This is a genomic window from Bacillus sp. FSL M8-0350 (assembly GCF_038593345.1).
In the GTDB taxonomy this organism is placed as follows: domain Bacteria; phylum Bacillota; class Bacilli; order Bacillales; family Bacillaceae; genus Bacillus; species Bacillus safensis.
Genome location: NZ_CP151985.1, coordinates 2,439,252 through 2,455,893, shown reverse-complemented (window position 1 = coordinate 2,455,893; position 16,642 = coordinate 2,439,252). Strand labels below are relative to the sequence as shown.

Here is a 16,642-nt window from a genome sequence, read left to right as displayed (position 1 = left end):
CTCTTTACTAATGTCTTCACACACTTTAGGATAGAGGAGGAAGTGAAAGAGAGGGAGTCAATTGATGGTCTTTGATGTATGGAATAATTTAAAACGAGGGGATATCCATCCCGTTTATTGCTTATATGGGAAAGAAACATATTTACTGCAAGAAACCGCTGCTAAATTGAGACAAGCTGTAGTAGAGGAAGAAACGAAGGATTTTAATTACTCCGTCTTCGATATGGAAGAAGTGCCGCTTGAACAGGCTGTGACGGATGCAGAAACATTTCCGTTTATGGGAGAAAGACGTCTCGTCGTGATCAAGAATCCTTATTTTCTTACTGCTGAAAAGAAAAAGGAAAAGATTGAGCATGAGCTTTCTGTATTAGAAGCTTATTTAGAAAAGCCAGCGCCCTATACCATTCTCGTGTTATTGGCACCATATGAAAAGCTGGATGAGCGTAAGAAAATCACCAAATTGCTAAAAAAGAAAGCTGCTGTCGTTGAGGCGAAAGAGTTAAACCCAAAAGAAACAACTGATTTCACCATCACACTGGTGAAGACAGAAGGAAAGACGATTACATCCGAAGCGGCTGAGCAGCTTGTGATGCTATGCGGCGGAAGTCTCTCCTCTCTATTCCAAGAGGTTCGAAAGCTAAGTACATATATTGGAGAGCGGGAAGAAATTGAGTTAGCAGATGTCAATCAGCTCGTTGCAAGAAGCTTAGAGCAAAATATTTTCGAGCTGATTAATCAAATCGTAAACAGACGCCGCTCTGAGGCCATGCAGATGTTTTATGACCTGCTGAAGCAAAATGAGGAACCCATTAAAATATTAGCACTCATTTCAACTCAATTTCGATTGATTTTGCAGACGAAGTACTTCGCTCAGCAAGGCTATGGACAAAAACAAATTGCTTCAAATCTAAAAGTCCATCCGTTTCGGGTCAAACTTGCGATGGATCAGGCAAGACTGTTTTCAGAAGAAGAGCTCAAGCAGATCGTCAAAGAGCTTTCAACGATTGATTATGAAATGAAAACCGGTAAAAAGGACAAGCAGCTGCTGTTAGAATTGTTCCTGCTTCGTTTGTTAGGCGCTTGAACATAAAAAAACGACCTTCTAAAAAGAGGGTCGTTTTTGTTTAGATGTATAATTGCCAGTCTGTCCTTAAGGCTCGGCCGGTCAGGACGGACGTACAGTTAAACAGGTGCCTCATCACTGAGGCGTTGCAAGCATTATGCAGAAAGTCCGTTTACTTGTTTAGCAAGTCTTGATTTGTAACGCGCAGCTGCGTTTTTGTGTACAAGACCAGTTTTAACGGCTTTGTCAATGCGTTTTGCAGCAGAAGCAAGAGCAGCTTTTGCTTGCTCAGCATCGTTGTTAGCTACAGAAACTTCAACTTGTTTAATCGCAGTACGCATCGCAGACTTGATTGTTACGTTATGTGCACGGCGTTCGTTATTCGTTTTTGTACGTTTGATCGCTGATTTAATATTTGGCATGTGTTTCACCTCCTAAGATACAACCTAAACACAATTGTCTTAAGGTTAAATCTTCACAATAGAACAAATTGTATTCTATCAAACACACCTTTAGAATGCAATATAAATGTAAAGTATTTTTCATTGATGACGTGCTCGAATGTTTCTTTCAAGAGATGGAAAGACTACTGTTAATTACTTGGTGGAAGGAGTCTTTTTATGGAGAAACAGAAACTCGATTTAAGCGTTTATCAAATCCGGACAGACCTCGCTGTTGAAACAAAAGAGATACTAGAACAAGAGAACGATCCGAATGTCGTCAAAAAGGACGGGATCCAAGGGATTGTCGAAAAGGAAAAAGAAGAGCAAGGCATCCGCATACGTACTGTGGAAATCACGAAAGAAGGGGAGGAGCTGACCGGCAAAAAGGCAGGGACATACTTGACGTTTGAGGCACAAGGCATTCGGGAGAAAGACTCTGAGATGCAAGAAAAAGTCGTCGAAGTCTTTGCACGTCATTTTGCTCAGTTTTTAAAAGACCGAGGCATTCAGGCTGATGCAAGCTGCCTTGTAGTGGGGCTGGGAAACTGGAATGTTACGCCAGATGCATTAGGTCCTCTCACAGTTGAAAACCTGCTTGTAACCCGCCATCTCTTTGAATTGCAGCCGGAAAATGTTCAGGAAGGCTATCGCCCGGTTTCCTCTTTGTCTCCAGGGGTGATGGGACTGACCGGTATTGAAACAAGTGACATTATCCAAGGCGTGATCGAGCGGTCTAAGCCTGATTTTGTTATTGCGGTCGATGCCCTTGCTGCTCGTGCGGTGGAACGAGTGAATACAACCATTCAAATTTCTGATACAGGTATCCACCCCGGCTCTGGTGTAGGGAATAAGCGAAAAGAATTAAGCAAAGAAACATTGGGCATTCCAGTGATTGCGATTGGCGTTCCGACAGTGGTGGATGCAGTAACGATTGCTAGTGACACAATTGATTATGTCTTAAAGCATTTTGGTAGAGAACTAAAAGATGATAGACCATCCCGCTCTCTTGTGCCGGCTGGTTTGACATTCGGGAAGAAAAAAGTACTTAACGAAGAAGACTTGCCAGATGAAGAAACGCGTCAGTCATTCTTAGGCATCGTAGGAACCCTTCCTGAAGAAGAAAAAAGGCAGCTGATCCACGAAGTGCTTGCGCCCCTGGGGCAAAATTTAATGGTCACGCCTAAGGAAGTCGATACATTCATTGATGATATGGCAAACGTACTTGCCAACGGATTAAACACAGCGCTTCATCAAAAAATCACTCAAGATAATATGGGTTCATATAATCATTAATCGGTTCTACTTTCTCTAGCTCGCTCATAGTGTAATTACTAGAAAGCGTGCTGGAGGGAGTAAATCATGAAAAAAAGACCCCGCCGTCCTCGACAGTTGGTCGTTGCGATTAATGGAACGAAAGTAGTAAAAAGCATCTTCTTATTTATTGCCTCTCTTGTTGTGGTGTTTGTGATGTCAGGGGCTTTGACCTCTTTAAAACCTGAGCTGAGGCCGCAAGCCTCGTTATATGGTGTAGCAGATGAGCTCTCTGGCGCATTTTTTGCCACATTAATGGGCATGGAAAACCAATATTTCGCCTCAGCAGTTCCAGAAGATCAAAAAGGATTTCATTTCTCTGGGCTGTCACTGAAGCTTGCAACCAGTATTAATTTAGAAGACCCGCGCAGTTTCCTAGGAAGAGAGCTCCCAGGCTTTGAACATTTTGATACAAAAATCATCTTAGCGGGTGAAGGAACAGACTATACCAATATGCCGATGGAATCGCCGCCGCCTAGTGAAGTGATCCAAGATGAAAAAGAAGCAAATTTGGCTGAGCTGGACAAGCTCGATGATGATACGCCGAAAAACCCTGCCAAAGAACCGGACCGGTCAACAGGAAAACGAAAAGCTGTGTACATTTACCACACACATAATACGGAATCATATTTACCATTTTTAAAAGGAGAAACGAATCCAAATAATGCACGGCACTCAAAAGTGAATGTCACCCTTGTCGGCGACATGTTTGGAAAGGCGCTTGATCAGCAAGGAATCGGCAATACAGTCGACAAAACGGAAATTGAAAAAAGACTGGTGAAAAAAGGATTAAAATATCCGCAGTCTTATAATGAATCAAGATTGGTCGTGAAAGAAGCCTTAGCGAAAAATGATGACCTCGATTATTTAATTGATATTCACCGGGACTCAAGAAGAAAGAAAGATACGACTGTCGAAATCAAAGGGAAAAAATATGCGAGAATTGCGTTTGTTGTTGGGAAGAAGAATCAAAGCTATGAGAAAAACTTAAAGCTTGCGACAGAGTTCCACCATTTGATGGAGAAAAAATATAAAGGTCTTAGTGTCGGTGTGTTTGCCAAAGGAGAAATTGGCGATAATGGAATCTATAATCAAGATTTATCCGACAAAGCCCTTCTTTTAGAATTTGGTGGAGTAGATAATAATATGGAAGAATTAAGAAATGCATCCAATGCGGCAGCTGATGTATTCAGCGACATTTTCTGGGACGCGGAAAAGGTGGACGGCAAAGCAAAGGATGAGAAAAAACGCTCTTAAGGTGGTGACGGGGATGGGCTCATTTATTGGAAAAACCATTATTTTAGGATTGGTCTTGCTGTTTGGTGTCTTTTTAGGAATGCAGCAAGCGAATAATGGCATGCTGCAAATGAAGGGCTACCATGATCCGCAATTAAAAGGAGCTTTCTCCATTCAAATGAACGACAATGAAGAGAAGGAAGCTTCTATCTTAGGAACGGCTGTTACAGAAAAGGATCTTGCCGAAAAACAAAAACAGCTGGAGGAAATAGAGGGCTTTAATGCCTTTTCCAAGGCAGGAAAAGCCCTGTCTGATGGCATGACACATGCAGCCCGTTCTCTTTATGATTGGGTGAATGGGAAATAAGCGAATTTCATGAGATATCACCCTTTTGATCAAAGCCGCTGACCAATAAGCGGCTTTTCTTGATTTCGATTGAATCTTTACAGCCCTATTGATATAATCTAACCTAGCGCAACCCGCGTTTTATAGTAGGAGTGATAGATTGTGACAGATAAAGAAAAACGATTAGAGCGGCAATCAAGAATTCGAAATTTCTCCATTATCGCCCATATTGACCATGGGAAATCCACATTGGCAGACCGTATTTTGGAAAAAACAGCGGCGATTACTCAACGGGAAATGAAAGAACAATTGCTTGATTCCATGGATTTAGAGCGTGAACGCGGCATAACGATTAAATTAAACTCTGTCCAGCTGAAGTATAAGGCGAAGGATGGGGAAGAATATATCATGCACCTGATTGATACTCCAGGGCATGTCGACTTCACCTATGAGGTATCTCGAAGCCTAGCTGCCTGTGAGGGTGCGATTCTTGTAGTAGATGCAGCACAAGGAATTGAAGCACAGACACTTGCGAACGTTTATTTAGCTCTTGATAACAACTTAGAAATTCTTCCGATTATCAACAAAATCGATCTGCCAAGTGCAGAGCCTGAGCGTGTAAGAGAAGAAATTGAAGATGTCATCGGGTTGGATGCGTCTGAAGCTGTTCTCACCTCTGCTAAGGCGGGTATTGGAATCGAGGATATTTTAGAACAAATCGTTGAAAAGGTGCCGGCTCCCGCTGGAGATCCAGAAGCACCACTTCAAGCCCTTATTTTTGATTCTCTTTACGATGCGTATCGCGGCGTTATTGCGTACATACGAATTGTCGAAGGAACCGTCAGACCGGGTCAGAAAATTAAAATGATGGCGACGGGGAAAGAATTTGAAGTACTTGAAGTTGGCGTTTTCACACCAAAAGCCATGCCAACAGACGAACTCACCGTTGGAGATGTTGGCTACTTAACCGCTGCGATTAAAAATGTCGGTGATACACGTGTAGGGGATACGATCACAAGCGCGGAAAACCCTGCGAAAGAAGCACTTCCAGGATACAGAAAACTAAACCCAATGGTATACTGCGGACTTTATCCAATTGATACAGCGAAATACAACGACTTACGTGAAGCGTTAGAAAAGCTTGAATTAAATGATTCTTCACTTCAATATGAGGCAGAGACATCCCAAGCACTTGGCTTCGGTTTCCGCTGCGGCTTCCTTGGAATGCTTCATATGGAAATCATCCAGGAACGGATTGAACGTGAATTTAAAATTGATCTGATTACGACAGCGCCAAGTGTTATTTATGATGTATATATGACAGATGGAGAAAAAATTGTCGTAGATAACCCGTCCAATCTGCCTGATCCGCAAAAGATTGAGCGAATTGAAGAACCATATGTAAAAGCAACAATGATGGTGCCGAATGACTATGTAGGCTCTGTGATGGAGCTTTGCCAAGGAAAGCGCGGGAATTTCATTGATATGCAGTATCTTGATGCGAACCGCGTGAGCATTGTGTACGAAATTCCTTTGGCAGAGATCGTATACGAATTCTTTGATCAGCTAAAGTCCAACACAAAAGGCTATGCGTCCTTTGATTATGAGCTGATTGGCTATCGTCCTTCGACGCTGGTGAAGATGGATATCATGCTGAATGGCGAAAAAATCGATGCCCTTTCCTTTATTGTTCACCGCGATTATGCATATGAACGAGGCAAGATCATCGTAGAAAAGCTAAAAGAACTAATTCCACGCCAGCACTTTGAAGTGCCGGTTCAAGCAGCGATCGGTCAAAAAATCGTTGCTCGTTCCACCATTAAAGCGATGCGTAAAAACGTACTTGCTAAATGTTATGGTGGAGACATTTCCCGGAAAAGAAAGCTTCTTGAGAAGCAAAAAGAAGGGAAAAAGCGCATGAAGCAAGTGGGCTCTGTTGAAGTCCCGCAAGAAGCATTTATGGCCGTGCTGAAGATGGACGACAGCACACCAAAAAAATAACATCCTCAAGGCTACCTGCTTTACAATGTCTGCCTTGACGTTTATAGTCGATAACAAACAAAGACGCCGCAGCGATAAACTGCGGCTCTTTACCTGTAAAGAAGGTGTCATCTAATGAAAGCAGCATACATTCACATTCCATTTTGTGAGCATATTTGCCACTATTGTGATTTCAATAAATTTTTCATCAAAACGCAGCCAGTCGACGAATACTTAGCGGCTCTTGAGAAAGAGATGCAGCACACGATCGAGCAAAAAGGCGAGCAGGAACTAAAGACAATTTTTATTGGCGGGGGAACCCCGACATCACTGACTGTCAGTCAGCTAGACAAGCTCATGAACAGCATTCACAGCGTATTAAAGCCGACAAAAAATCTGATTGAATTTGCAGTAGAAGCAAACCCAGATGAATTATCGCTTGAGAAACTGCATGTGCTTAAAGCAGCCGGCGTGAATCGGCTGAGCTTTGGCGTTCAAACTTTTGAAGACGATTTGCTCAAGAAAATTGGACGAGTTCATCAAAAGAAGGATGTCCTTACATCCTTTGAGCGAGCTAGAGCGGTTGGATTTGATAATATTAGCCTCGATCTCATGTTTGGCTTGCCGCATCAAGAAAAGCATCATGTGATGAATTCACTTGAGACAGCTTTCTCACTGGGGGCAGAGCATTATTCGGTTTACTCACTCATCGTCGAGCCGAAAACCGTTTTTTACAACTTAATGCAAAAAGGAAAACTTCATTTACCGCCGCAAGAACGTGAGGCTGAAATGTATGAGCTTGTGATGGATGAAATGGAGCGCCATGGATTAAAGCAGTACGAAATTAGCAATTACGCCAAACCTGGCTTTGAAAGCCAGCATAACCTGACCTATTGGAGCAATGAAGATTACTTCGGTTTTGGTGCAGGCGCACACGGGTATGTAGATGGCATCCGAAATGTGAACGCAGGGCCGGTGAAACATTATTTGGAGCTGATTGACCAAACAGGGTTCCCGTATAAGGAAACACACCAGGTCACAAAAGCAGAGCAAATAGAAGAAGAAATGTTTTTAGGTCTTCGAAAAATCGAAGGGGTGAAAAGCGCTGATTTCCAAGCAAAATATGGTGCTGCACCAGAAGCACTTTTTTCCACTGTTCTTGAAGATTTAGAAGAAAAAGGCCTCATTGTAAAAGATGACAAGGGGATACGTTTAACAAGAAAAGGAAAATTGTTAGGCAATGAAGTATTTCAAGCGTTTCTCGGTGAGTTATAATTGACATTTTAATTTGAGTTTGGTAATTTTGTTTATACAATTAGCACTCGTTGAAAGAGAGTGCTAACAGGGGTGATGATGATGTTAACAAATCGTCAGCTTTTGATTCTGCAAGTCATCATTAATGACTTTATTCGTTCGGCGCAGCCAGTTGGATCAAGGACTCTTTCTAAAAAAGAAGACATTACATTCAGCTCTGCGACGATTAGAAACGAAATGGCTGATTTGGAGGAACTTGGTTTTATTGAAAAGACCCATTCTTCATCAGGAAGAATTCCTTCCGAAAAAGGATATCGTTATTATGTAGATCATTTGCTCTCTCCGCGAAAACTGTCGTCTAAAGAGCTAGTACTCATCCAGTCGGCCTTTCAGGAGAAAATTTTTGAGCTGGAAAAGACAGTTCAAAAATCGGCGGAAATTTTATCAGATCTCACAAACTATACATCGATTGTGCTTGGTCCAAAGCTAAGTGAAAATCGATTAAAGCAAATTCAGCTTGTCCCTGTTCAGCCAAACAAAGCAGTGGCGATCATGATTACAGACAGCGGACATGTTGAAAACAAAACCATTACCTTCTCTGAGCATCTCGATGTCTCCGATATTGAGAAGCTGATGAATATTTTAAACAGCCGCCTAGCCGGAGTGCCGATGGATCAGCTGAAGGACAGAATGTATAAAGAAGTTGTGATGCTTCTTCGTACGCATTTAAAAGATTATGATCATATTTTAGATGCACTCGGCAATACATTTACATCGACTCAAAATGAATCAAAACTTTTCTTTGGCGGGAAGATTAATATGTTGAATCAGCCGGAGTTTCATGACATTGACCGCATCCGTTCACTCATGATGCTTATTGAGCAAAAGAATGATGTCATGCAGCTGTTTCATCCAAATCAACAAGGAATCACCATTAAAATCGGTTCAGAAAACAATTTGGAAGCGATGGAGAACTGCAGCTTAATCACAGCTACTTATTCGATTGATCAAAAATCACTCGGCTCCATTGCCGTCATTGGTCCAACCCGTATGGATTATGGCAGGGTTGTCAGTCTCTTGCATCATGTATCAAAAGACTTGTCAAACGCACTTTCCAATTTGTATGATGAGTAGGGTGATAAAAGATAGGGGCACAGCCCCTTCGTATTTTTGAATCTTTTGAGGGAGGTGAACACAATGTCAGAAGAAAAACAGACACCTGAGCAAGAAGCAGAGGTTGAAGCACAAGAAGAAGCAGTTCAAGCAGATACTGAGGAAGTAACAAATGATGAACAGTCTGCCTTCCAAGAAAAAATCGATGAATTGCAGCAGCTTCTAGATGAAAAAGAAAACAAAATTCTGCGTGTTCAAGCAGATTTTGAAAACTATAAACGCCGTGCTCGAACTGAAGTGGAGACCGTGCAAAAATATCGTTCTCAACATGTTGTCAGTGATCTTCTCCCAGCTCTTGATAACTTTGAAAGAGCGCTTGGAATTGATCCAGACAATGAGCAGACGAAAAGTTTGTTAGAAGGAATGCAAATGGTTTACCGCCAGCTGGTAGAAGCGTTGAAAAATGAAGGCGTTGAACCAATTGAAGCTGTCGGCAAAGAGTTCGATCCAAACCTTCATCAAGCCGTCATGCAAGTTGAAGATGAAAACTACGATTCAAATATCGTTGTAGAAGAATTGCAAAAGGGCTATAAACTCAAAGACCGAGTTATTCGTCCATCAATGGTAAAAGTAAATCAATAACTACATAATGGGAGGTCATCGAATATGAGTAAAATCATTGGGATTGACTTAGGAACAACAAACTCATGTGTTGCAGTACTTGAAGGCGGCGAGCCAAAAGTCATTGCTAACGCTGAAGGAGCACGTACAACACCATCTGTTGTCGCTTTTAAAAACGGAGAGCGCCAAGTAGGTGAAGTAGCAAAACGTCAATCAATTACAAACCCGAACACGATCATGTCTGTTAAAAGACATATGGGTACTGATTATAAAGTAGAAGTTGAAGGTAAGAACTATACACCGCAGGAAATCTCTGCGATTATTCTTCAGCACCTTAAATCTTACGCTGAAGGCTATCTTGGCGAAGAAGTAACAAAAGCTGTTATCACAGTTCCTGCTTACTTCAACGATGCAGAACGTCAAGCAACGAAAGATGCTGGTAAAATTGCTGGTCTTGAAGTAGAACGTATCATCAACGAACCAACAGCAGCTGCACTTGCGTATGGTTTAGATAAAACAGAAGAAGATCAAACGATTCTTGTATACGACCTTGGCGGCGGTACATTTGACGTATCGATCCTTGAGCTTGGAGACGGCGTCTTTGAAGTGCGCTCAACTGCTGGGGACAACCGTCTAGGTGGAGACGATTTTGACCAAGTCATCATTGATCACCTAGTGGCTGAATTCAAAAAAGAAAATGGCATTGATCTTTCTAAAGATAAAATGGCGCTTCAGCGTTTAAAAGATGCTGCTGAAAAAGCGAAAAAAGATCTTTCTGGTGTATCTTCTACACAAATCTCACTGCCATTTATCACAGCTGGAGAAGCAGGACCTCTTCACCTTGAATTAACGTTAACGCGTGCTAAATTCGAAGAGCTTTCTGCAGATCTTGTAGAGCGTACAATGACACCTGTACGTCAATCACTGAAAGATGCTGGTTTATCTGCTAGTGAGATTGATAAAGTCATCCTTGTTGGTGGATCAACTCGTATTCCTGCAGTACAAGAAGCAATCAAAAAAGAAACAGGCAAAGAGCCTCATAAAGGTGTAAACCCTGATGAAGTAGTTGCACTTGGTGCAGCCATCCAAGGTGGAGTGATCACAGGAGATGTCAAAGACGTTGTTCTTCTTGACGTAACACCACTTTCTTTAGGAATTGAAACAATGGGCGGCGTATTCACGAAGCTGATTGAACGTAATACAACAATTCCAACAAGTAAATCACAAGTATTCTCAACAGCTGCTGACAATCAAACAGCTGTAGATATCCATGTCCTGCAAGGTGAGCGCCCAATGGCTGCAGATAACAAAACATTAGGCCGCTTCCAATTGACTGATATCCCGCCAGCACCACGCGGCGTACCGCAAATCGAAGTATCTTTTGATATCGATAAAAACGGTATTGTCAACGTACGTGCGAAAGATATGGGTACAGGCAAAGAGCAAAACATCACAATCAAATCTTCTTCAGGTCTTTCTGATGATGAGATCGAAAAAATGGTCAAAGAAGCAGAAGAAAATGCTGAAGCAGATGCGAAGAAAAAAGAAGAAATCGAAGTGCGCAACGAAGCAGATCAATTAGTGTTTACAACTGAAAAAACATTAAAAGATCTAGAAGGCAAAATCGATGAAGAGCAAGTGAAAAAAGCAAATGACGCGAAAGATGCGCTAAAAGCTGCGATCGAAAAAGGCGAGTTTGAAGACATCAAAGCGAAAAAAGATGAGCTGCAAACAATCGTTCAAGAATTAACGACAAAGCTCTATGAAGAAGCTGCAAAACAAGCACAAGCTCAGCAAGAAGGCGCTGAAGGTGCTCAAAAAGCAGATGACAATGTAGTGGATGCAGAATACGAAGAAGTAAACGACGATCAAGAGAAAAAATAATCACCTTTACTTTTGAAAAAGACTGCTGAAACGTACTCGTCAGAAAGTCAAAGTCAGGATCTCTTGGCTTTGACTTTTTTTCTTTTCAACGATGAAAGGAATTGAAAAAGGTTAAATCAAAATGATACAATCGTATTTATGTGAGAAAATCGGGAGTGTGAAGAGATGAGTAAGCGTGATTACTATGAAGTGCTTGGCGTAAGTAAGAGCGCCTCAAAGGACGAAATCAAAAAGGCATACCGCAAGCTTTCAAAAAAGTATCACCCTGATATTAATAAAGAAGCTGGCTCAGATGAGAAATTCAAAGAAGTAAAAGAAGCCTATGAAACCCTTTCTGATGATCAAAAACGTTCGCATTATGACCAGTTCGGTCATACCGATCCAAACCAAGGCTTTGGCGGCGGCGGTTTTGGCGGAGGAGGAGACTTTGGCGGCTTCGGCGGCTTTGATGACATCTTCTCTAGTATTTTTGGCGGCGGAGCCAGAAGAAGAGATCCAAATGCACCGCGCCAAGGAGCGGACCTGCAATATACAATGACGCTTTCGTTTGAAGAAGCGGCATTTGGAAAAGAAGCAACCATTGAAATCCCTCGTGAAGAATCTTGCGAGACATGTCATGGATCAGGTGCAAAGCCTGGTACGCAGGCAAAAACCTGTTCACATTGCGGCGGTTCTGGTCAGTTAAATGTTGAGCAATCTACTCCGTTTGGTAAAGTGGTCAACCGCAGAGTATGTAACTACTGCAGCGGAACAGGGAAACAAATTGATCATAAATGTTCAACATGCGGCGGCTCTGGCAAAGTGCGTAAGCGTAAGAAAATTAACGTGACGATCCCTGCAGGTGTTGATGATGGCCAGCAGCTCAGAGTGTCTGGGCAAGGTGAACCAGGCGTAAATGGAGGACCTCCAGGCGATCTATTTGTTGTATTCCATGTGCGTGCGCATGAATTCTTCGAACGTGATGGAGATGACATTTACTGCGAGATGCCGCTTACCTTTGCGCAGGCTGCATTAGGTGACGAAATTGAAGTGCCGACATTACACGGAAAAGTAAAATTAAAAGTTCCTGCTGGCACTCAAACTGGCACGAAGTTTAGACTTAAAGGTAAAGGCGTGAAAAATGTACGCGGCTACGGCCAAGGCGATCAGCATATCGTTGTACGTGTTGTCACACCGACAAATTTAACAGACAATCAAAAAGATATCATTAGAAAATTTGCTGAAGTGAGCGGAAATAAACCAGACGAACAAGAAATGAGCTTTTTCGATAAGGTAAAACGCGCATTTAAAGGCGAGTAAGACGGATAAGGAGTTGGTAGTATTGAAGTGGTCAGAAATTAGCGTCCATACAACAAATGAAGCGGTGGAACCGATCACCAATATTTTGCATGAAGCAGGTGCAAGTGGTGTCGTGATTGAGGACCCGCTTGATTTAGTCAAGGAACGTGAAAATGTATACGGTGAGATCTACCAGCTCGATCCGAATGACTATCCAGATGAAGGTGTCATTGTGAAAGCCTATCTTCCAATGAACAGCTTTTTGATGGAAACGGTAGATGAGATCAAAGAAGCCATCAACAACCTTCTTCTATACGATATTGACCTTGGGCGCAATACACTGTCAATTTGTGAAGTAAATGAAGAAGAATGGGCAACCGCATGGAAGAAATACTATCATCCTGTGAAAATCTCTGAAAAATTCACCATCGTTCCAACGTGGGAAGAATATACACCAGTTCATTCTGATGAACTGATTATTGAAATGGACCCTGGAATGGCATTTGGAACAGGTACGCATCCAACAACCGTCCTTTGCATTCAGGCGCTTGAGCGCTACGTGAAGGAAAACGATACGGTGATTGATGTTGGAACAGGCTCTGGAATTCTAAGTGTGGCAGCAGCGATGCTTGGTGCAAAGGACATTCAAGCCTTTGATCTCGACACCGTTGCGGTAGAAAGTGCGAAGCAAAACATCGAATTAAATGGTGTAAGTAACCAAGTGACGGTCAAACAAAACAATTTGCTTGATGGAATTTCAGGTGAGCGTGATGTGATTGTCGCCAACATTCTGGCAGAAGTGATTTTGCGCTTTACAGATCAAGCCTATGACCTATTGAAGAAAGATGGCTATTTCATTACATCAGGCATCATTGGACAAAAGAAATTACAGGTCAAAACAGCATTAGAAGAAGCAGGTTTTGACATTGTTGAAGTGCTGTCAATGGAAGATTGGGTCAGCATTATAGCGAAAAAATAAAGCGAGTAGGTGTCAGGACACGTATGCAACGATATTTTATCGACCTCACGAAAGAAGAAGTGACGTTAAAGGGAGCCATCGTTATAAAAGGTGAAGATGTACATCATCTTTCCAATGTCATGCGGATGAAAGTAGGGCAGGAAATCCTTTGTTTAACGACAGACGGCTTTGAAGCGCTCAGTAAAATTGATACAATAACAAAGGAAGAAGTGATTTGCCACCTTGAAAGCTGGACAAATCAGAACAGAGAACTTCCGATTAGGGTGACGATTGCAAGCGGTCTTCCAAAAGGAGATAAGCTTGAGCTCATTATCCAAAAAGGCACAGAGCTTGGCGCAAGTGCTTTTATCCCGTTTCAAGCGGCTCGTTCTATTACAAAGCTTGACCAAAAAAAATCCCATAAAAAACGAGAGCGCTGGGAGAAAATCGCGAAAGAAGCAGCCGAGCAGTCCTACCGGAATATCATTCCCCGTGTTTATTCAGTATCAACGTTTAAAGAGCTGACGCAATTAGCTGGTGAATTCGATAAATGTGTCGTTGCATACGAAGAATCATCGAAAGAAGGAGAGCAAAGCCGCTTTCAAACTGTGCTTCAACAGATGAAAGGCGGACAAACCTTGCTAGTGGTTTTTGGCCCTGAAGGCGGTTTGGCAGAAAAGGAGATTGAAGAGCTTGAAACGCTTGGTGCAGTCATTTGCGGGCTTGGACCACGCATTTTAAGAACAGAAACTGCTCCTTTATATGCGCTTTCCGCTATATCTTATCAAACAGAGTTATTAAGAGGTGAATCATGATGGGAACAGTAGCGTTCCATACACTTGGCTGTAAGGTCAACCACTATGAGACAGAGGCGATCTGGCAGCTGTTTAAAGAAGCTGGCTATGAAAGAAAAGAGTATGAATCAAAAGCAGACGTATATGTCATTAATACATGTACGGTCACGAATACAGGCGATAAGAAAAGCCGCCAAGTCATTAGAAGAGCCATTCGCCATAACCCGGATGGTGTCATTTGTGTAACAGGCTGCTATGCGCAAACATCACCAGCAGAAATCATGGCGATTCCTGGTGTTGATATTGTGGTTGGAACACAGGACAGACATAAATTACTAGGCTATATTGAAGAATACCGCAGAGAAAGACAGCCGATCAACGGGGTTGGCAATATCATGAAAGCACGTGTGTTTGAAGAACTTGATGTTCCTGCCTTCACAGACAGAACGCGCGCTTCATTAAAAATCCAAGAAGGCTGTAACAATTTCTGTACATTCTGCATTATTCCTTGGGCACGCGGACTTCTTCGTTCTCGTGATCCAGAAGAGGTCATCAATCAAGCGCAGCAGCTTGTTGATGCGGGCTATAAAGAAATTGTGCTGACAGGTATTCACACAGGCGGATACGGAGAAGACTTAAAGGATTATAACTTTGCAAAGCTTCTGAGAGAATTAGATGAACGTGTTATTGGCTTAAAACGAATCCGTATTTCATCTATTGAAGCAAGTCAAATTACAGATGAAGTGATTGAAGTGCTTGATCAGTCAGATAAAATTGTCAGACACTTACACATCCCGCTTCAATCTGGCTCAAATACTGTGCTGAAAAGAATGCGCCGTAAATATACGATGGAATTCTTTGCAGAGCGTTTAACAAAGCTGAAAAAAGCATTGCCGGGACTTGCTGTCACCTCTGACGTCATCGTTGGATTCCCTGGGGAAACAGAAGAAGAGTTCTTGGAAACGTACAATTTTGTCAAAGATCATCAATTCTCTGAGCTGCACGTCTTCCCTTACAGCAAACGTACAGGTACCCCTGCTGCAAGAATGGAAGATCAAGTGGATGAGAATGTGAAAAACGAACGTGTCCACCGTTTGATCGCTCTTTCTGACCAGCTTGCGAAAGAGTATGCATCAGCATACGAAGGTGATGTGCTAGAGATTATTCCGGAAGAATCCTTCAAAGAACAAGAAGGAAACCACAATCTTTATGTTGGTTATACCGATAACTACATGAAGGTTGTTTTTGAAGGGACAGAGGACATGATCGGCCGTCTGGTCAAAGTGAAAATTACGAAAGCGGGCTATCCTTATAACGAAGGACAATTCGTTCGCATCAGCGATGATGTGCAGCCAGACAAAGTGAGAATGACCTCATAATAGATAAAAAACCGGCAGCCAAAAGGGCAAGCCGGTTTCTTTTATTTTGACTGATTCGGCATGAGACACAAGATCAATGCGTGAAAAGGGCGAATGAACGGAAAGAAGAGGAGAGAGCTTGCCACATTAAACAGCAGGCTGAAATGCGCAATCTGCTGGGCAGGAGAGCTTGCGAGAAGGGCGACAACCTCTGTGATCAGGGCGAGAAACGGCAGGCATAAAAGAACCCCAAGCACATTAAACACGACGTGTGCATAAGCCGTTTGACGTGCTGCGTAGCCGCCGGATATCGCAGCCATCACAGCCGTAATACATGTCCCAATATTGGACCCCAACACAAAGCTGATGCCTTCCTGAAGTGCCACAGTTCCTTCATTCATAAATCCCATTAAAATACCGATACAGACTGAGCTCGAATGAACAATTGCTGTGAAAATGGTACCCGAAAGCAGCGCTGTCCAGTCTGAATGCTGCATCATTTCAAGAAAACGCAATGTCTCAGGCTGGCTTGTCATCATCCCTGCAATTTTTGAAAAGCCTTGTATGCAAAAAAAGATCATCCCGAGCCCAAATAAACTTTTTCCTGCATGTCTAAAAGATGTCCTGCCAAAAAGAATGCATACAAGACCGGCTATGATCAAAACCCACATGAATACGTCCATTTTAATGGCGATAAATTCTGTCGTAAACGTGGAGCCGATATTGGTTCCAAGAATCATTGGGATCGATTTTTTAAAAGAGAGAATGCCAGTACTGACAAAGCCAATGACGATGACCATAAAAGCAGAACTGCTTTGTAGAACCCCTGTAAACACAATGCTGACCAAGAATGCTTTGACCGGGTGATCTGTAAAGAGAAGAAGTGATTTCTCAATACGAGACGACGCAAGCGCCATTAATCCTTTTCTCAGCAAACCCATTGACCATAAAAAAATGAAAATAAGTGCACAAAAATAAATAATCGCCATCATAGAAAAGTCCT

The 16,642-nt window shown here is 42.4% G+C and carries 15 protein-coding genes; 13 read left to right on the top strand and 2 right to left on the bottom strand.

Features of this window, described 5'->3' with window-relative positions:
• The first annotated feature begins 64 nt into the window (after nucleotides 1-64).
• Complete coding sequence (gene holA, locus NSS80_RS12840) at nucleotides 65-1,084, top strand: DNA polymerase III subunit delta (protein WP_034280095.1); 1,020 nt, start codon at nucleotides 65-67, stop codon at nucleotides 1,082-1,084.
• A 134-nt stretch (nucleotides 1,085-1,218) separates the two neighbouring features.
• On the opposite strand, the gene rpsT is transcribed toward holA, so the two are convergent.
• The gene (gene rpsT / locus NSS80_RS12835; RefSeq protein ID WP_024423042.1) at nucleotides 1,219-1,485 is read right to left on the bottom strand and encodes a 30S ribosomal protein S20; all 267 of its coding nucleotides are present in this window, start codon (nucleotides 1,483-1,485) and stop codon (nucleotides 1,219-1,221) included.
• A 198-nt stretch (nucleotides 1,486-1,683) separates the two neighbouring features.
• Between rpsT and gpr the strand changes: the two genes are divergently transcribed.
• The 12 genes from gpr to mtaB all read left to right on the top strand — a co-directional run bounded on the left by gpr (nucleotide 1,684) and on the right by mtaB (nucleotide 15,660).
• Entirely contained in the window at nucleotides 1,684-2,799 is a 1,116-nt protein-coding gene (gene gpr, locus NSS80_RS12830; RefSeq protein WP_041118018.1) for a GPR endopeptidase, read from the top strand.
• Nucleotides 2,800-2,865: 66 nt separating this feature from the next.
• The gene (locus NSS80_RS12825) at nucleotides 2,866-4,074 is read left to right on the top strand and encodes a stage II sporulation protein P (protein WP_041118016.1); all 1,209 of its coding nucleotides are present in this window, start codon (nucleotides 2,866-2,868) and stop codon (nucleotides 4,072-4,074) included.
• Nucleotides 4,075-4,087: 13 nt separating this feature from the next.
• Nucleotides 4,088-4,420, top strand: coding sequence for a YqxA family protein (locus NSS80_RS12820; RefSeq protein WP_024423039.1), 333 nt, complete (start codon nucleotides 4,088-4,090; stop codon nucleotides 4,418-4,420).
• A gap of 141 nt (nucleotides 4,421-4,561) precedes the next feature.
• A complete protein-coding gene (gene lepA / locus NSS80_RS12815; RefSeq protein WP_024423038.1) occupies nucleotides 4,562-6,400 on the top strand; it encodes a translation elongation factor 4 in 1,839 nt (612 codons plus the stop codon).
• A gap of 114 nt (nucleotides 6,401-6,514) precedes the next feature.
• Nucleotides 6,515-7,654: a radical SAM family heme chaperone HemW gene (hemW, locus tag NSS80_RS12810; RefSeq protein ID WP_024423037.1), complete on the top strand. Its 1,140-nt coding sequence runs from the start codon at nucleotides 6,515-6,517 to the stop codon at nucleotides 7,652-7,654.
• Between the two features lie 81 nt (nucleotides 7,655-7,735).
• Nucleotides 7,736-8,767 (top strand): heat-inducible transcriptional repressor HrcA, encoded by a 1,032-nt coding sequence (gene hrcA / locus NSS80_RS12805; protein WP_003217350.1) that lies wholly within the window; start codon nucleotides 7,736-7,738, stop codon nucleotides 8,765-8,767.
• A gap of 63 nt (nucleotides 8,768-8,830) precedes the next feature.
• Nucleotides 8,831-9,388 (top strand): nucleotide exchange factor GrpE, encoded by a 558-nt coding sequence (gene grpE / locus NSS80_RS12800; RefSeq protein ID WP_024423035.1) that lies wholly within the window; start codon nucleotides 8,831-8,833, stop codon nucleotides 9,386-9,388.
• Nucleotides 9,389-9,412: 24 nt separating this feature from the next.
• The gene (dnaK, locus tag NSS80_RS12795; protein ID WP_041086261.1) at nucleotides 9,413-11,251 is read left to right on the top strand and encodes a molecular chaperone DnaK; all 1,839 of its coding nucleotides are present in this window, start codon (nucleotides 9,413-9,415) and stop codon (nucleotides 11,249-11,251) included.
• A gap of 165 nt (nucleotides 11,252-11,416) precedes the next feature.
• Entirely contained in the window at nucleotides 11,417-12,550 is a 1,134-nt protein-coding gene (gene dnaJ / locus NSS80_RS12790) for a molecular chaperone DnaJ (protein WP_024427952.1), read from the top strand.
• 22 nt (nucleotides 12,551-12,572) lie between these two features.
• Nucleotides 12,573-13,508, top strand: coding sequence for a 50S ribosomal protein L11 methyltransferase (prmA, locus tag NSS80_RS12785; protein WP_046311816.1), 936 nt, complete (start codon nucleotides 12,573-12,575; stop codon nucleotides 13,506-13,508).
• A 23-nt stretch (nucleotides 13,509-13,531) separates the two neighbouring features.
• Entirely contained in the window at nucleotides 13,532-14,302 is a 771-nt protein-coding gene (locus tag NSS80_RS12780; RefSeq protein WP_224426893.1) for a 16S rRNA (uracil(1498)-N(3))-methyltransferase, read from the top strand.
• On the top strand, nucleotides 14,302-15,660 hold the full coding sequence (gene mtaB, locus NSS80_RS12775) for a tRNA (N(6)-L-threonylcarbamoyladenosine(37)-C(2))-methylthiotransferase MtaB (RefSeq protein ID WP_024423030.1): 1,359 nt from the start codon (nucleotides 14,302-14,304) through the stop codon (nucleotides 15,658-15,660). The genes NSS80_RS12780 and mtaB overlap by 1 nt, the downstream gene beginning before the upstream one ends.
• A gap of 41 nt (nucleotides 15,661-15,701) precedes the next feature.
• Here the strand turns inward: mtaB and NSS80_RS12770 are convergent, their stop codons facing one another.
• A complete protein-coding gene (locus NSS80_RS12770; protein WP_041106927.1) occupies nucleotides 15,702-16,631 on the bottom strand; it encodes a Na/Pi symporter in 930 nt (309 codons plus the stop codon).
• Nucleotides 16,632-16,642: the final 11 nt, after the last annotated feature.

What these genes read in the sequence shown, in the direction of transcription:
- NSS80_RS12825 (WP_041118016.1), top strand. Translation starts at nt 2,866, where the DNA reads ATGAAAAAAAGACCCCGCCGTCCTCGACAGTTGGTCGTTGCGATTAAT.
- NSS80_RS12770 (WP_041106927.1), bottom strand. Translation starts at nt 16,631, where the DNA reads ATGATGGCGATTATTTATTTTTGTGCACTTATTTTCATTTTTTTATGG.
- grpE (WP_024423035.1), top strand. Translation starts at nt 8,831, where the DNA reads ATGTCAGAAGAAAAACAGACACCTGAGCAAGAAGCAGAGGTTGAAGCA.
- hrcA (WP_003217350.1), top strand. Translation starts at nt 7,736, where the DNA reads ATGTTAACAAATCGTCAGCTTTTGATTCTGCAAGTCATCATTAATGAC.
- holA (WP_034280095.1), top strand. Translation starts at nt 65, where the DNA reads ATGGTCTTTGATGTATGGAATAATTTAAAACGAGGGGATATCCATCCC.
- dnaJ (WP_024427952.1), top strand. Translation starts at nt 11,417, where the DNA reads ATGAGTAAGCGTGATTACTATGAAGTGCTTGGCGTAAGTAAGAGCGCC.
- mtaB (WP_024423030.1), top strand. Translation starts at nt 14,302, where the DNA reads ATGGGAACAGTAGCGTTCCATACACTTGGCTGTAAGGTCAACCACTAT.
- rpsT (WP_024423042.1), bottom strand. Translation starts at nt 1,485, where the DNA reads ATGCCAAATATTAAATCAGCGATCAAACGTACAAAAACGAATAACGAA.
- dnaK (WP_041086261.1), top strand. Translation starts at nt 9,413, where the DNA reads ATGAGTAAAATCATTGGGATTGACTTAGGAACAACAAACTCATGTGTT.
- gpr (WP_041118018.1), top strand. Translation starts at nt 1,684, where the DNA reads ATGGAGAAACAGAAACTCGATTTAAGCGTTTATCAAATCCGGACAGAC.
- hemW (WP_024423037.1), top strand. Translation starts at nt 6,515, where the DNA reads ATGAAAGCAGCATACATTCACATTCCATTTTGTGAGCATATTTGCCAC.
- NSS80_RS12780 (WP_224426893.1), top strand. Translation starts at nt 13,532, where the DNA reads ATGCAACGATATTTTATCGACCTCACGAAAGAAGAAGTGACGTTAAAG.
- NSS80_RS12820 (WP_024423039.1), top strand. Translation starts at nt 4,088, where the DNA reads ATGGGCTCATTTATTGGAAAAACCATTATTTTAGGATTGGTCTTGCTG.